Annotated in this window: 15 protein-coding genes; 10 read left to right on the top strand and 5 right to left on the bottom strand. The window is 64.9% G+C overall.

Going from position 1 to position 15829, the window contains the following annotated elements:
- Nucleotides 1-31 precede the first annotated feature (31 nt).
- Complete coding sequence (locus U5760_RS27360) at nt 32-1108, bottom strand: LLM class flavin-dependent oxidoreductase (RefSeq protein WP_322015433.1); 1077 nt, start codon at nt 1106-1108, stop codon at nt 32-34.
- Between the two features lie 394 nt (nt 1109-1502).
- Here U5760_RS27360 and U5760_RS27365 point away from each other — a divergent pair, with 394 nt between their 5' ends.
- The 3 genes from U5760_RS27365 to U5760_RS27375 are packed head-to-tail and all read left to right on the top strand — an operon-like array spanning nt 1503 to nt 3754.
- A complete protein-coding gene (locus U5760_RS27365) occupies nt 1503-2282 on the top strand; it encodes an amino acid ABC transporter substrate-binding protein (RefSeq protein WP_322015434.1) in 780 nt (259 codons plus the stop codon).
- Nucleotides 2283-2300: 18 nt separating this feature from the next.
- Entirely contained in the window at nt 2301-2981 is a 681-nt protein-coding gene (locus U5760_RS27370) for an amino acid ABC transporter permease (RefSeq protein ID WP_322015435.1), read from the top strand.
- On the top strand, nt 2978-3754 hold the full coding sequence (locus U5760_RS27375) for an amino acid ABC transporter ATP-binding protein (protein WP_322015436.1): 777 nt from the start codon (nt 2978-2980) through the stop codon (nt 3752-3754). The genes U5760_RS27370 and U5760_RS27375 overlap by 4 nt, the downstream gene beginning before the upstream one ends.
- Nucleotides 3755-3845: 91 nt before the next feature.
- Here U5760_RS27375 and U5760_RS27380 read toward each other — a convergent pair whose 3' ends face one another.
- Nucleotides 3846-4169 (bottom strand): hypothetical protein, encoded by a 324-nt coding sequence (locus U5760_RS27380; protein ID WP_322015437.1) that lies wholly within the window; start codon nt 4167-4169, stop codon nt 3846-3848.
- Nucleotides 4170-4384: 215 nt separating this feature from the next.
- Here U5760_RS27380 and U5760_RS27385 point away from each other — a divergent pair, with 215 nt between their 5' ends.
- Nucleotides 4385-4615, top strand: a complete 231-nt coding sequence (locus U5760_RS27385; RefSeq protein WP_322015438.1) for a hypothetical protein — start codon at nt 4385-4387, stop codon at nt 4613-4615.
- 26 nt (nt 4616-4641) lie between these two features.
- On the opposite strand, the gene U5760_RS27390 is transcribed toward U5760_RS27385, so the two are convergent.
- Complete coding sequence (locus U5760_RS27390; protein ID WP_322015439.1) at nt 4642-5703, bottom strand: HoxN/HupN/NixA family nickel/cobalt transporter; 1062 nt, start codon at nt 5701-5703, stop codon at nt 4642-4644.
- A gap of 479 nt (nt 5704-6182) precedes the next feature.
- Here U5760_RS27390 and U5760_RS27395 point away from each other — a divergent pair, with 479 nt between their 5' ends.
- From U5760_RS27395 to U5760_RS27410, 4 genes are all read left to right on the top strand, one after another.
- Nucleotides 6183-6467 carry a hypothetical protein gene (locus U5760_RS27395; RefSeq protein WP_322015440.1) on the top strand — a complete coding sequence of 95 codons (285 nt, stop codon included), beginning with the start codon at nt 6183-6185 and terminating at the stop codon, nt 6465-6467.
- A 55-nt stretch (nt 6468-6522) separates the two neighbouring features.
- Nucleotides 6523-7431, top strand: coding sequence for a LysR substrate-binding domain-containing protein (locus U5760_RS27400; protein WP_322015441.1), 909 nt, complete (start codon nt 6523-6525; stop codon nt 7429-7431).
- Between the two features lie 195 nt (nt 7432-7626).
- Nucleotides 7627-8916, top strand: a complete 1290-nt coding sequence (locus U5760_RS27405) for a dicarboxylate/amino acid:cation symporter (protein WP_322015442.1) — start codon at nt 7627-7629, stop codon at nt 8914-8916.
- Complete coding sequence (locus tag U5760_RS27410; protein WP_322015443.1) at nt 8913-10295, top strand: amino acid racemase; 1383 nt, start codon at nt 8913-8915, stop codon at nt 10293-10295. Before U5760_RS27405 ends, U5760_RS27410 begins: the two co-directional genes overlap by 4 nt.
- A gap of 194 nt (nt 10296-10489) precedes the next feature.
- Here U5760_RS27410 and U5760_RS27415 read toward each other — a convergent pair whose 3' ends face one another.
- The gene (locus U5760_RS27415; protein WP_322015444.1) at nt 10490-11104 is read right to left on the bottom strand and encodes a TetR/AcrR family transcriptional regulator; all 615 of its coding nucleotides are present in this window, start codon (nt 11102-11104) and stop codon (nt 10490-10492) included.
- 82 nt (nt 11105-11186) lie between these two features.
- Between U5760_RS27415 and U5760_RS27420 the strand changes: the two genes are divergently transcribed.
- Entirely contained in the window at nt 11187-12305 is a 1119-nt protein-coding gene (locus U5760_RS27420) for an MBL fold metallo-hydrolase (protein WP_322015445.1), read from the top strand.
- A 96-nt stretch (nt 12306-12401) separates the two neighbouring features.
- Here U5760_RS27420 and U5760_RS27425 read toward each other — a convergent pair whose 3' ends face one another.
- Complete coding sequence (locus tag U5760_RS27425) at nt 12402-12938, bottom strand: Lrp/AsnC family transcriptional regulator (protein ID WP_322015446.1); 537 nt, start codon at nt 12936-12938, stop codon at nt 12402-12404.
- A 150-nt stretch (nt 12939-13088) separates the two neighbouring features.
- On the opposite strand from U5760_RS27425, the gene mdeB reads away from it, so the two are divergent.
- Nucleotides 13089-15812 carry an alpha-ketoglutarate dehydrogenase gene (mdeB, locus tag U5760_RS27430; protein ID WP_322015447.1) on the top strand — a complete coding sequence of 908 codons (2724 nt, stop codon included), beginning with the start codon at nt 13089-13091 and terminating at the stop codon, nt 15810-15812.
- Nucleotides 15813-15829: the final 17 nt, after the last annotated feature.

Consider the following 15829-nt stretch of genomic DNA (forward strand, 5'->3'; position numbering starts at 1 on the left):
GAGGGCGTTAAGCAGGCCTCAAGCGCAGGCCTCAAGCGGCGGCAGGCACGCGGGAGGTCAGTTCGCGCGTGGCGGGAATCAGCACGCGCCCATAATCCACGGCGTCTTCGAACGGATCGAAGCCGCGGACGAGGAAGGTCGTGACGCCAAGCGCGTAGTACTCCGAAAGGGTATGCGCGACCTGCTCGGGCGTGCCGACCAGTGCCGTCGAGTTCGAGCGTCCGCCGATCTCTTTCGCCACGGCGGTCCAGAGGCGCTCGTCGGCGCGCACGCCGTCACCGGCGGCGGCAAGCAGGCGCCGCGCGCCTTCGCTTTGCAGTGGGCCGCCCTTGTCGATCCCCTGTTCGGCGCGCAACCGGCGCGTTTCTTCGAGGATGTGCCCGGCACGCTCCCAGGCGGCCTTTTCGGTATCGGCGAGGATCGGGCGGAACGACACCGAAAAGCGGACGTTGCGGCCATGTTTGGCGGCCTCGGCTCGCACCCGGCCAATCAGGTCCGCCACCTGCTGCTTCGATTCGCCCCACAGCGCGTACACGTCCGCATGCTTGCCCGCCACCGCGAGCGCGGCCTCGGAGGCCCCGCCGAAGTAGATCGGCACGTGCGGCTGTTGACGCGGTTTGACCTCGGAATGGCCCTGCTCGAATCGGTAGAAGCGGCCATCGTGATCGAATGGCTGGCTCTCGGTCCAGATGCGCTTGAGGATCGTCAGATATTCGTCGGTGCGCGCGTAGCGCTCGTCGTGGCTCAGGAAGTCGCCGTCGCGGCGCTGGTCGGTATCGCTGCCGCCCGAGATGAAGTGCACGGCGAGGCGCCCGCCCGAGAAGTGATCGAGCGTGGCGATCTGGCGGGCGGCCAGCGTGGGCGCGACGAAACCGGGGCGATGGGCCAGCATGAAATGCACGCGCGAGGTCACGCTGGCCGCGTAGGCGATCGTGAGCGTGGCGTCCGGGCTGACCGAGCTGTGCGGCACGAGAATGCGGTCGAAGCCCGCGCGTTCATGGGCCTGCGCGAAGCTGCGCACGTAATCGACGTCGATTGCGGGGCCTTGCGGCGAATGGATTTCCGAAACCTTGCGCTGCTGGATCATGCCGATGAATTCTACGCTCATGCTGGCTCCCTGGAGGGCGGCGAAGGCCGCCGACAAAAACGAAGAGGGCGCCGCCCAGCGGCGCCATGGACTCGAAAAAGACTAGCACCGAGCCATGCGCAATTTAAATATTAAATGCAGATAAATATTCCACGTGAGCATGGTGATGTGGGATGAAGGCGCTTTGAAAGTGAAACGGACACCATGAAGGGGCATCTGCTGAAATGTCTTTTTCGTCATTTAAACGGAATTTCTGGCTGCCCAGCCGCACCACCGCATGCAAATTCCCGCCGCTCATATCGATACCGGAACTCGATGGTTGGCCGTAAAACGCGCGTCAGTAGAATGCGTGAACTCCGGGCAGGCTCCCTGCGGACCGCCGGCTGGACTACTCAACCGAATAGGGGACCCGACCATGAAATCCATTCGTTCCATGTTGCTCATCGCGCTGCTCCAGGTCGCGGCCACCACGAGTGCCTTCGCCGCCGACGAACTCGCGCAGATCAAGTCTGCCGGCGTGTTCCGCGTGGGCACCGAAGGCACCTACGCGCCGTTCACGTACCACGACGAATCGGGCAAGCTCACGGGCTTCGACGTGGACATCGCAACGGCCATCGCCCAGCATCTCGGCGTAAAGCCGGAATTCGTCGAGGGCAAGTGGGACGGCCTGATCGCGGGCCTCGACGTGAACCGTTACGACGCGGTGATCAACGAAGTGTCGATCACCGACGCGCGCAAAGTGAAATACGACTTTTCCACGCCGTACATCTCGACGCACGCGGTGCTGATCGTCCGCTCGGACAACACCACCATCAAGTCGTTCGACGACCTCAAGGGCAAGAAGTCGGCCAATACGCTCACGAGCAACTTCGGCAAGCTCGCCGCCGCGCACGGTGCCGACGTCGTGCCGGTGCAGGGGTTCAACGAGTCGATCGACCTGTTGACCTCGGGCCGCGTGGACGCCACCGTCAACGACGAACTCTCGTACCTCGACTTCAGGAAGCACAAGCCGGACGCGAAGCTCAAGATCGCCGCGACCGATACGTCGAGCGACGACGACCAGTCGGGCGTGCTGATCCGCAAGGGCAACCCCGACCTGCAGGCCGCGATCAACAAGGCGCTTGCCGATATCAAGGCCGACGGTACTTACGCGAAGATCTCGCAGAAGTACTTCGGTAAAGACATTTCGCAATAACCCGGGCGAGATCTGAACATGCCGGCGTGGCTGCATCTGATGGCGCAATCGCTTTGGCCCCTGCTGTACGCGGGGCTCGTGTTCACGGTGCCGCTCACGCTGGCTTCGTTTGCGATAGGCGTGACGATCGCGTTCTTCGCCGCGTTGCTGCGCCTGTTCGGGCCGCCGGCGGCGGTCCGCGCGATCCGCTTCTATATCTGGCTCTTTCGCGGCTCGCCGCTGCTCGTGCAGCTCTTCGTGATTTTCTACGGACTACCGAACGTCGGTATCGTGCTCGATCCGTTGACGGCGGCCATCATCGGCTTTTCGCTCAACGTGGGCGCGTATAACGCCGAAGTCGTGCGCGGCGTGATCGAATCGATTCCCAAGGGGCAATGGGAGGCCGCATACTCGATCAACATGACGCGCGCGCAGGCGCTGCGCCGCGTGATCCTGCCGCAGGCCGTGCGCGTAGCGCTGCCGGCCCTGTCGAATTCGTTCATTTCGCTCGTGAAGGACACGTCGCTGGCCGCTGTGCTCACCGTGCCCGAGATTTTCCAGGCGGCGCAGCGCATTGCCGCCGTGACCTACGAGCCGCTGATTCTCTATACTGAAGCCGCATTGATTTACCTCTTGTTCAGTTCGGTGCTATCGGCCGCGCAGGTGCGTCTCGAGGAGCGCTTCGGCCGGCACGCACGTTTCGAGGCGGCCCGCGCATGATCCAGCTCGAACACATCGAGAAGCACTTTCAAGGCCATCGCGTGCTGGCGGACGTGAATCTGTCGCTCGCGCGCGGCAGCGTAACGGCCGTGATCGGCCCATCGGGCAGCGGCAAGAGCACGCTGCTGCGCTGCGTGAACCTGCTCGAAATACCGGACGCCGGCGCGCTGAGCGTGGGCGATGCGCGGCTTGCGTTCTCGCCGAGACAAAAGCTCTCGACCCAGGACGTGTTTTCGATCCGCCGCCATAGCGGCATGGTGTTCCAGAATTTCCAGCTCTTTCCGCATCTCACAGCGGTCCAGAATGTGATGGAAGGGCTCGTGACGGTGCAGAAGTGGGACGTGGCACGTGCCCGCACGCGTGCACTCTCGCTGCTGGAGAAGGTGGGCATCGCACACAAGGCCGATGCGTGGCCCGCCACCTTGTCGGGCGGCCAGCAGCAGCGTGTGGCCATTGCGCGTGCACTGGCGCCTTCGCCGGAGGTGCTGCTGTGCGACGAGCCCACATCGGCGCTCGATCCGGGCCTGGCCGGTGAAGTCGTGGAGACGCTGCGCAAGCTCGCGGAAGAAGGCATGACGATGCTGATGGCGACGCACGATCTGCGCCTTGCCGCTTCGGTCGCGCATCACGTGGTGTTTCTGCGCGGCGGTCAGGTGGTGGAGGCGGGCAGCGCGGAGGACGTGTTCATGCGGCCGCGCGATCCGGAAACCGCACGGTTCGTTTCCACGCTCACCGAGAGCGCGTGGACGCCGGAGTGGCGCAAGGCGTCCTGAAACGGGCGAACCGGGTGGGATGGGCGGTAAGGCCCGCAGGCGGCGCCTTGCCGCTCGCCGCCGGGCGTCTTTGAGAATGAACGGACGAAGCCTACTGCAGCCGGCGTACTCCCGCGTCGGCGTGCGCGGCGCGGGCCGTCCTGTCACGCGTGAGAAAGTCGGCGGGGACGAGCGCAACGGTGTCCGACCCGGCTATCGAACGTTTGTCACGCGCCTGGCTCAGAATCTCTGCGAAGACCGCGTAGAACACTTCCAGTTGCCGCGCGTCCGACGCTTTGCGCTCGATTCCGAACACTTCCTCCAATACGCGGCGTGACACATGGAAGCGTTGAAATCCGTGGAGAATACGTGCCTGAAACACGACACCGTCACTGTTGTGCGGCACTGCCGCCCAGATGAGCGAATGATTGCTCATAGAACCCCCGTCAATCCCGGCATTCATTTCACTATTGCCGTGCTTTTATCGTCGCACATCTTGTTCGGATACCAGGGTTTTTCAAAATTACGGCGAATGCCCATTCGACATTTTTACAACGGCAGCCATATTGCAATGCAGCGAAATCCGACTAGACTGGATTGGTGCGTTCGCGTCAGTGCGGGCGCGGTCGTGCCATGACGGGAGGATGCGCCATGACGACGTTACGGGCTTTGGCGGTCAGTGTCGATCCGATCCTGCACGTATTCGAGCAGGACGGCGGCTGGCATTGGGGTATTACCGTTCCTCGCGCCGCGGGGGGCGGATTCAAGCTGATTGCGTATAGCGAGCAGACGTTTTCGAAAGAGGACGCGGCGCGCAACAACGGCAGCCAGGTGCTGCTGGGGTTGGCCCGCGCCGGTTCGAACGCACTAACACATCAATAAACAGGGTTGCTTTAACCCTTGTTCCATCAGGGTTGCGGCGAAGCGCCGGTTTCGTCGAAACCCTTCACCCGGTAGATCACGGCAGAGGCAATCCAGCTCAGCGCGAAGATGCCGATGATGATGTAGCCGAGCACGCCGAAGTTGTCGTTGAGCGCCCCGATGGTGTCCCATACGGGACCCTTGAGGCTGAACTGGTCGGCGAGGAGCCCGAGTGCTTCGATCCCGCCGATCACGACGGCCACCACGATCGAAACCAGCGTGATGGTCATGTTGTAGTAGATCTTGCGCAGCGGCTTTTCGTAGGCCCAGCCGTAGGCGCCGAGCATCAGGTGGCCGTCGAGCGTATCGACGAGCGACATGCCCGCGCTGAAGAGCACCGGGAACACCATGATCGCCCACGGCGAAAGGCCCTTCGCGGCCTGCGTGGCGGCAATGCCGAGCAGGCCGATTTCCGTCGCCGTATCGAAGCCGAGGCCGAACAGGAAGCCGATGGGGTACAGGTGCCAGCTGCGCGTCACGAGGCGAAAGAGCGGGCGGAACAGGCGCGCAAGGAAGCCGCGGTTGGCGAGCAGCAGGTCGAAGTCGTCGTCCACATAGCCGCCGCCGCTGCGCACCCGGCGCCACGCCGCGTAGATGCCGCGCAGGATCAGCAGGTTCATGAGCGCGAGCGCGAACAGGAAAAACGCGGACACCGCCGTGCCGATCACGCCGCCCACTTCCTTGAAGCTGTCGAAGCGGCCTTGAATGGCCGTGGTGGCGAGCGCGACGCCCACCGAGGCCAGCACGACCACCGTCGAATGGCCGAGCGAAAAGAAGAAGCCGACTGCAACGGGCCGCTTCTTCTCCTGCATGAGCTTGCGCGTGACGTTGTCGATGGCGGCGATATGGTCGGCATCCACCGCGTGGCGCAGGCCGAAGCCATAGGCGAGGAGGGCCGTGCCGAGCAGCACCGGATAGTCGTGGAAAGCGACGAGTGCCCAGACCCAGGCAAGGATGTTGAGTGCGCCGAGCACCCCGTAAATGCCGAACAGTTTGCTGCGTACGTGCGAATTCGAGTCGTTGAAGATCTGGGCGAGATGGGCAAGCATCGAGAGGGCTCCCGGGAATGACGCATCCCGTGGCGGGTTGTGTGCACAGGGTCAAATGACCTGATGGCCTTATAACCCGCCAAAGAAATGCTGTCGATGCCTTTCTGCGAAGGCGGCGTGCCTCGCCGCCTCTCTTCACGATGGCCCGCTTGCCCAGACCGATGTCGCGCGCGCGAGGGCGGAGCTGGAGTCGGTGGGGTATCGACCGGCCATCGACAACGACTCGTCCGACATCGGTGCCGCTCGCGACCGGTTCGGCGCCGAATATGCGCGGGACTGCACGCCGACCCGGCACGCGTCCGGAGATCCTCCGAATAACGGGCAGGGCATCGCCGTGTGCTGGCCTGCCTGTGCACGAATTGCCAGGGATTACGAAATAAATGCAGCGGCGATTCACTGCGCCGCAACAACCCGGCGCCGGCACGCGCTTGCCGACGTTGCGCTATGCTGATTCCTTCGATACGACGCGGAGTGGAATCATGACACCCGACGACCGAATCAACGGCATCAACCAGGCGCAAACGTACGACGATCTGCACGACGCCATGCGCGGTTTTCTCGACGAAGCCGAGGCGCGCTATCCGGCGCTCTCGCAAGCCGCCGCGCTGCGCGCATGCATTGGCGGCGGCGCCTTCGCCGAAGGCCTGCAATGCCTGAAGGACTATCAGACGCTGACCGGCAACGCGTATCACGATGCGCATCGCGTGATCGAGGCGGCTGCCGTGAAGGAGGTGCAACTGGGCGGCGTTCCCCCGCCGCCGTGAGCGCGGGGCGCGAGCGTACAATGTGCGCTCCCGCAAGCACGAGCACCGAAGGCGTATGGAAATCAAGTGGATCGAGGACTTCGTCGCTCTCGCCCAGTACCAGAGTTTTTCCCGCGCGGCGGAGTTTCGCAACGTCACGCAGTCGGGCTTTAGCCGGCGGATCCAGTCGCTCGAGCAATGGGTGGGCGCGGAACTGATCGACCGCAGCAGCTTCCCGCCCGTGCTCACGCCCGCCGGCCAGCTCTTTCGCGAAGTGGCGGAAGACATCCTGAGCAAGCTCTTCGATACGCGCGCGATCATCCGCACCGAGCAGCGCATTGCGGGCAAGAGCCTGCAGATCGCCGCGGGCCATACGATCGCGCTGAACTTTCTGCCGGCCTGGCTCAAGGCGCTCGCCGCCGACTTTGGCGAAGTGCGCGCGCGGGTCGTGCCCACCAACGTGCACGACTCGATCCTGATGCTCGTGAACGGCAACTGCGAGCTGATGTTCGCGTATCACCACCCGGAACTGCCGCTGCATCTCGACCCCGCGAAGTACGAACACGTGCGCGTGGGGATCGATACGCTCATGCCGGCCAGCCGGCCCAGTCCGCGCTCGGCGCCGCTGTTCCGGCTGCCGGGCACCGCGGTGCAGCCCCTGCCGCACATCTCGTACACGGAGACGAGCTACTTCGGCCGCTGCGTTTCGCTGCTGCTCGGCCGCGCGCCCGCCACGCCCGCGCTGCGGTTGCACTACGAATCGGACATGGCGGAAGTGCTCAAGAAGCTGGTGATGGAAGGCGAGGGCATTGCGTGGCTGCCGAAGAGCGCAATTGCCGCGGAACTCGCCGCCGGCGAACTCGTGCCGGCCGGCCCCAGCGGCTGGAATCTCGACGTCGAGCTGCGCGTGTATCGCGACGCCTCCAACCGCAGCGAATTCCTCGATACCCTCTGGCAACACTTCCGTACCGCCGCCGCGGGCTAAGCGTCAGGGTTTTCCCGGCTTATGCGGGTTTCGCATACGCGCATACCGCACCGGCATCAACGTTTTTTTGTCCCTCCCTACCATCCGTTCTGACTTCGGCGCGATGCCCTTCACGGCGTTGCGTCCGGCTTCTTCCCGGGCATGGCGCCGCCATGCTTCATTCCAGGCCGCCGAACGGGCCACAGAAGGACGGACATGAAAAATCGCCTCACATTGAATATCGGCATCGGCATGCTGCTGGGCGTGGCCACGGGCTACGCGTGCCACACCGCCGCCGATCCTGCCACCCTGAAAGCCATCGCGGGCGACTTCTCGATCGTCACGGATATCTTCCTGCGGCTCATCAAGATGATCATCGCGCCGCTCGTGTTCGTCACGCTCGTTTCGGGGCTGGCGGGCATGGACAGCGGCCAGGACGTGGGCCGCATCGGCCTGCGCTCCGTGGGCTGGTTCGTCGGGGCCTCGCTCGTTTCGCTCGCGCTCGGGCTGGTGCTGGCCAATGTTCTGCAACCCGGCGCGGGGCTGCACATGGTGGCCGGCGCGGGCGAAACGGTGACGGGCCTGAACACGGCCGCGCTCAACGCCCGGGACGTGCTGACCCACGCGTTTCCCACCAGCCTGCTCGATGCGATGGCGCGCAACGACATCCTGCAGATCCTGGTGTTCTCGGTGTTCTTCGGCCTCGCGCTCGGCGCACTCAAGCGCGACCCGCGCGTGGCCGTGGTCATCGCCGCCATCGACGGCATGGTGCCCGTGATGCTGCGCGTGACGCACTACGTCATGCGTGCCGCGCCGCTGGGCGTGTTCGGGGCGATCGCTTCGGCCGTCACGTTGCGCGGGCTCGACGTGCTGTACACGTACGGCAAGCTGATCGGTGCGTTTTATCTTGGGCTGGTGCTGCTGTGGGCGATCCTGATCGCCGTGGGTTATGCGTTCCTCGGCCGGCGCACGTTCACGCTGCTCAAAGCGGTGCGCGAGCCCGCGATGATCGCGTTTTCCACGGCGAGCAGCGAAGCGGCGTATCCGCGCCTGACCGAGCAACTGGAGAAGTTCGGCGTGCCCAAGAAGGTGGTGGGTTTCACGTTGCCGCTGGGCTACGCGTTCAATCTGGACGGCTCGATGATGTATCAGGCGTTCGCCGCCATCTTCATCGCGCAGGCCTTTGGCGTGGACATGCCCGTTTCGCAGCAGATCTTCATGCTGCTCGTGCTGATGCTGAGCAGCAAGGGCATGGCGAGCGTGCCGCGCGGCTCCGTGGTGGTGGTGGCCGCCGTCGCGCCCATGTTTCATCTGCCGGCGGCCGGGGTGGCCATGGTGCTCGCCATCGACCAGATTCTCGACATGGGCCGCACCATGACCAACGTGATCGGCAACAGTGTGGCGACAGCCGTGATCGCCAGGTGGGAGGAAGCGCGCGAACCGGCGCAGGAGGCGGCAGAGGCGGGCGCGCCGGTGTTCGCGCAGGTTCCGGGTGAAGCGCAATGAACGACCGGTACGGCGGGGTTCGGCAGCGCTTCGGCGTGGTGGCTGGCATCGAGCCGCTCGCAAGCGCCGTGGAACTGTTCGGATTGCTAATGGAGGAGTCGGGTGGGGTGGAGTGTGCTCAGGTCGATGCGCGCTTCGCGTCGCTTCCTTTGCCTGTTTCCGCAGACGAAGCGGCCGCGCAGACTGCGAACAAACTCCGGATCTTCGATGCGATCCGCGATTTCGAGCGGCGCGGCGTGACGGCGGTGCTGTTGCCGTGTTTCGCGAGCCACACGTTCATCGACGAACTGAGAGCGAATACGCGTTTGCCGATCGTGGATGTCGTGGAGGCCGTGCGAGCCCATATACAAGAGCATTTTCCGGGCGTTCGCCGTATCGGTGTCGTTGTTTCCGATACGGTGCGCGAGAGCCGGTTGTTCGAGAAGTACTTCGTGACGCCCGAATTCGAGGTGATCCATGCGCGTTGCGACGAGGGTGCCGGTCGCGCGATGCTGGCGCTGGCCTGTGCGCGCCTCGTCGAACAAGGGGCGCAGGTGATCGTTCCGGGCATGGACGGCATGCACGGGACCGATGCGCTGCCCCTGCCGGTAATCGACGTGCCACGGGTGTATGCGCGCTATGCGTTGTCGGGCCGCTGCGAGCCCGCGATGCCGGCGTTCAGGGTGGGCGTGCTGGGTGGCGTGGGTCCCGCGGCCACCGTCGACTTCCTGCAGAAGATCGTGCGCAACACCGAGGCACGGTGCGACCAGGATCACATCAAGCTGCTGGTGGAGCAGAATCCGCAGATTCCCGACCGGACCGAAAATCTGATCGGTGACGGCGCCGACCCCACCGTGTCGCTCTACGCCACCTGCAAGCGGCTGGAGGAGGGCGGCGCGGACGTCATCGCCATTCCGTGCAATACGGCCCATGCGTTCGTGGAGCGCATCCAGCCCTACCTCGCGATTCCGATCGTCAACATGCTCACCGTGACGGCGCGTTATCTGCGCGAGACGTTTCCGGCGTTGCGCGAGGTGGGCGTGCTGGCGACTTCGGGCACGCTCGGGAGCGGCGTGTATGCCAGGGCGCTCGAAAGAGAGGGGTTGCGCCAGATCGTGCCGGAGCCGGCGTTGCAGGCGCGCGTGATGGCGGCGATCTACGGGACGCAGGGCGTCAAGGCGGGCCATACGACGGGGCCGTGCCAGGACGATATCGCCGCTGCGCTGGAGGGATTGATCGAGGCGGGCGTCGAAGCCGTGATCCTGGGCTGCACCGAACTTCCGTTGCTGTTGCCGCAGGAGACGTTCGTGGGCAGGCGTGGTGCGCGCGTGACGTTGATCGACCCGACCGATGTGCTCGCGCGGCAATGCGTCGCCCGTGCGATGCGGGCGCGGGGATAGGGTGGCCCGACGGCGCGTCGGGATTATTTGTCTTTGCTGGAGTGCCGGGACGGCCGCCGCCGTGTGGCCTGCCCGAAGACGATCCGAATTACCGATGCGCGAGTCCAAACGCCAAGAGGGATTTCCCTATCTGCTCTGCGATGGAGAGGATCCCGAAGGGAATGGGTTTCAGCTTTCGCAGCGGGATTGACACCTCACGCATAGCGCGCCAGAAACATATCGGCGGCGGCTTCCGCCACCTTCTTCTGCTCGTCCTCGCCAAGCGGCGGCTTGCCCATCGCCACCTGCGGCCAGAACGCAAACGCCTTCACGAGCCCCTGCAACTGCTGCGAGGCGAACAGCGGGTCGTCGATCCTGAGGCGCCCGGCCGCCGTCGCGGCGCGGATCCAGACCGTCAAATCCTCTTCGCGCTCTCCCATGCGCGTCACCATGTCGTTCGCGCGCTCGGGCGCATGCATGGCCGCTGCGATCGCCATACGCGCCAGCGAGAGAAACGACGCGTCGTTCAGCAGGCGCAGCTTGCGCATCAGGAGTTCGACCAGTTGCGGGCGCAGCGGCTCGCCGGCGCGCCAGGGGGACGTGTCCGTGGCGTGGCTCGCGTCCCACAGTTGCAGCATGATCGCTTCGAACAGCGCTTCCTTGCTCGGGAAGTGGTTGTAGACCGTGCGCTTGGAGACGCACGCGCGCGCCGCGATGCGGTCCATGCTGGTCGCCTCGAAGCCGGCCGCGAGAAATTCCTCGATGGCCGCTTCCACGATGGCGGCGCGCTTGCGGTCGGTCAGGCGTTGGGGAGAGGTACTCGATTCCATACGGAGATTTTACACCGGGGAGTTTACTTTTCTCAAAAATACACTACACTGTGCAGTGTACTTATTCTGCCGGATACCTTCCATGGCATCGCTGACCGATTATCTGCGCCGCACTCTGGGTCTCGTCACCGCCGAACGCTCGCGCGCCCGGTTCGGCGTTTCGCCGCAGCACGACGGCATGCGCTTTCGTAACGTCAAGCCGCGCCCGGTCGAGCCGGCCGGCAAGAATCTGCGCCTCGCCTGGAACATGCTCTTCAACAAGCCGCGCGGCACGACGCCCTCGGCTGCGTTGCCGGTGGAGCGCCTCACGCGCGAAGCGCTCGATGCCGCGCCGGACCGCAGTCTCTACCGGCTCGGCCATTCGACCCTGCTTCTCAAATTGCGCGGCCAGTACTGGCTGACCGATCCCGTGTTCGCGGAGCGCGCCTCGCCGTTTCGCCACGTCGGCCCGAAGCGTTTTCATGCGCCGCCCATTGCGCTGCACGAGTTGCCGCCGTTGCGCGGCGTGATTCTGTCGCACGACCATTACGATCATCTGGACCGCGACACGGTGCTTGCGCTTGCCGCGACGACCGGCGTGTTCCTGACGCCGCTCGGCGTGGGCGACCGCCTGATCGAGTGGGGTATCGACGCGGCCAAAGTGCGCCAGTTCGACTGGTGGGAGGGCACGCAGATCGACGGCGTGTCGTTTACGGCCACGCCTGCGCAGCATTTTTCGGGGCGCAGCCTCTACGACGGCAACAGCACGCTGTGGGCGTCATGGGTGATCGTCGAAGACGATCTGCGGCTGTTCTTCAGCGGCGATACGGGGTACTTCGACGGCTTTCGCGAGATTGGCGAGCGCTTCGGCCCGTTCGACGTGACGATGCTCGAAACGGGCGCCTACAACGAGCATTGGCCCTATGTGCATATGCAGCCCGAAGAGACCGTGCAGGCGCATGTCGATCTGCGCGGACGCTGGCTCATGCCGGTGCACAACGGCACGTTCGATCTGGCGATGCACCGCTGGCAGGAGCCGTTCGAGCGCGTGACGGAACTGGCCACGGCGCGCGCGATTGCTCTCGCGACGCCGCGCATGGGCGAGCGGCTGGACCTGGGGTCGCCGCGTCGGGGCGAGAGCTGGTGGCGCAACGTGGCCACGGCGGCCGGGACGCCGGCACGCGCGTGGACCTGCCGCCGAGCGGAGCGTTCGGCATCCTGAGCTTCGTTTCGTAGAGCAGTAGCGCCTGGCCGGCGACGAGCTTTTTGCACACGGCGTGAGGCTGGGACCGATTGCGGTTGTCCGCCCTCGCGCCGGCTAAACCCAGTCGTCGGGCTGCGCATCGCGCTCCGCGAGCGTCAGGCCGGCTGCCGGCAGCGGCAGCGCCGTCTTGTAGCGCACCTGCTTGAGCGCGAAGCTGGAGCGGATGTTCGATACGCCCGGGATCTTCGTCAGCCACTGCACGATGAAGCGTTCGAGACTCTGCATGTCCGGCACGACCACGCGCAGCAGATAGTCCGCATCACCCGTCATCAGATAGCACTCCATCACTTCCGGGCGCTCGCCCACGGCCTGCTCGAATCGGCGCAGCGCGTCTTCCACCTGTTTTTCCAGGCTCACCTGAATGAACACGTTGAGATGCAGTCCCAGCGCGTCTGCGTCGAGCAGCGTTACCTGCTGGCGAAACAGCCCGAGCTTTTCCAGTGCGCGCACGCGGTTGAAGCAGGGCGTGGGCGAGAGATTCACGGCCCGCGCGAGCTCGGCGTTGGTGATGCGCGCGTTCTGCTGGAGTTGCTGCAGGATCGCAATGTCGATGCGGTCCAGACGCCGCCCGGCGACCTTCTCGTTGCTCATAGTGTAAATATTCGTCGAATCGGAAAAATTCAGGAATAAATACACTATACGAAAACTAGAGCACCCGCAAAACAGACGCAAATTCTGAACGCTCACAGGTAAGCTGATCCTGTCGTTCACACGCAGTTCACCTGCAGCCGGAGTCGCGTCATGACGGATTTGTCGAGCGGTACTCAATGGATGCTCTGCCCTATGCGGGCCGGCGAAGATAGCGATCCGCAGGAGACGGCCGAGTGGCTCGACGCCCTCGACGGTGTGGTGCATCACGCCGGCACCGGGCGGGCGCAATACCTCTTCGACCGGCTCGCGGCGCATGCGGGCACGCGCGGGATCGCATCGGCACGCGCGAGAGTGACGCCCTATGCGAACACGCTGGGCGTGGAACGGCAGCCGCCGTATCCGGGCGATCTCGACATCGAAGAGCGACTCTCCGCCGCGCTGCGCTGGAACGCACTCGCCATGGTGGTGCGCGCGAATCGCGCCTATGGCGAACTGGGCGGCCACATTGCCAGCTATGCCTCGGCCGCCGATCTGTTCGAAGTGGGCTTCAATCACTTCTTTCGCGGCGCGCAGCACGAGCACGGCGGCGACCTCGTTTATTTCCAGCCGCACTCCTCGCCCGGTGTCTATGCGCGCGCCTTCCTCGAAGGCTTTCTCGACGAGACGCATCTCGAACACTACCGGCGCGAGATCGGCGGCCCGGGCTTGTGCTCGTATCCGCATCCGTGGCTCATGCCGGACTTCTGGCAGTTTCCGACCGGCTCCATGGGCATCGGCCCCATCAACGCGATCTATCAGGCGCGTTTCATGCGTTACCTCGGCAATCGCGGCCTGCTCGACACGCAGGGGCGCAAGGTATGGGGCTTCTTCGGCGACGGCGAGATGGACGAACCCGAGTCGATCGGCGCGCTGTCGCTTGCGGCGCGCGAAGGTCTCGACAACCTGGTGTTCGTGATCAACTGCAACCTGCAGCGGCTCGACGGGCCGGTGCGCAGCAACGGCCGCATCATCGACGAACTCGAAGCCCAGTTCGCGGGGGCGGGCTGGAACGTCATCAAGGTGCTGTGGGGTTCGGACTGGGATGCGCTGTTCGCCCGCGACCGCACGGGCGCGCTGCTGCGTGCCTTCGCGAACACCGTGGACGGACAGTTCCAGACCTTCTCCGCCAACGACGGCGCATACAACCGCGAGCGTTTCTTCGGCCAGAATCCAGAGCTGGCGGCCCTCGCCGCGTCGCTCTCGAACGACGACATCGACCGTCTGCGCCGCGGCGGCCACGATGTCCGCAAACTGCACGCGGCCTACGACGCGGCGACGCGCCATACGGGCCAGCCGACGGTCGTCCTCGCGAAAACGATGAAGGGCTTCGGCATGGGCTCGATCGGACAAGGGCGCATGACGACGCACCAACAGAAGAAGCTGGACGTGGAGCAGCTCAAGGCCTTCCGCGACCGCTTCCGGCTGCCGCTCTCCGACGAGGACGTCGAGCAGCTCAAGTTCTACCAGCCAGCGCAGAACAGCCCGGAGATGCAATACCTGCATGCCCGCCGGGCTGCCCTGGGAGGCTATCTGCCCAGAAGGCGGAAAGCGGCATCGCAGGCACCGACCGTGCCCGCGCTGCCTTCCTGGGGGCAATTCGCGCTGCAGGCCGGGGGCAAGGAGATGTCCACGACCATGGCGGTCGTGCGCATGCTCGGCAATCTGCTTAAGGACGCGTCGCTCGGTTCGCGCATCGTGCCGATCGTGGCGGACGAGGCGCGCACCTTCGGCATGGCCAACCTGTTTCGGCAGGTCGGCATCTATTCGCCGATTGGTCAGTTGTACGAACCGGAGGATCGCGCCTCGATGCTGTACTACCGCGAGGATACGACGGGGCAGATTCTCGAAGAGGGCATTTCGGAGGCGGGCGCCATTTCCTCGTGGATCGCGGCCGCGACTTCGTACAGCGTCCACGATCTGACGATGCTGCCGTTCTATCTCTACTATTCGATGTTCGGCTTTCAGCGCATCGGCGATCTGATCTGGGCTGCGGCGGACCAGCGCGCCCGGGGTTTCCTGATCGGGGCGACGGCGGGCCGCACCACGCTCGGCGGCGAAGGGCTCCAGCACCAGGACGGCACGAGTCCCCTGAGCGCATCGACGGTGCCTAACTGCCGCGCGTACGATCCTGCGTTTGCCTACGAGGCGGCGATCATCGTCGACGAAGGCATGCGCGAGATGGTCGAGCGGCAACGCGATGTGTTTTATTACCTCACCGTCACGAACGAGAACTACGCGCAGCCTTCGCTGCCCTCGGCGCCCGAGGTCGATCTCGCGGCGATCCGCGAGGGCGTGCTGAAGGGCATGTATGCGCTCGACGGCATATCGCCTGCTGCGGCACAGGTCCAGTTGCTGGGCGCGGGGGCGATTCTGGGCGAGGTGCTGGCGGCGGCGCGCTTCCTCAAGGACGACTGGGATATCGACGCGGCTGTGTGGAGCGTGACGAGCTTTACCGAACTGCACCGTGACGGCATTGCGGCGGAACGCGCCGCGCGCCTGAGTGCGGAGGAGGGTGAGGTGCCGGCATACGTCGGCGAGGCGCTTTCCGCCGCACGCGGGCCGGTGATTGCGGCGAGCGACTATGTGCGCGCGGTGCCGGAACTGATACGCGCGTTCGTGCCGCAGCGCTACGTGACGCTCGGCACCGACGGGTTCGGTCGCAGCGATACCCGGGCGGCTCTGCGAGCCTTCTTCGAAGTGGACCGGGTGTCGATTGCATTGGCGGCGCTCAAGGCACTGGCCGACGATGGGGTGATCGGCCGCGACATCGTGCGTGATGCGATGGCTCGCTACGAGAGGCAGGCTCCCCATCCGCAGGGGCCTTGGGAACGCTGATGACCCACGGCGCGAGG

The sequence above is a fragment of the Paraburkholderia sp. J12 genome (assembly GCF_905220215.1).
In the GTDB taxonomy this organism is placed as follows: Bacteria; Pseudomonadota; Gammaproteobacteria; order Burkholderiales; family Burkholderiaceae; genus Paraburkholderia.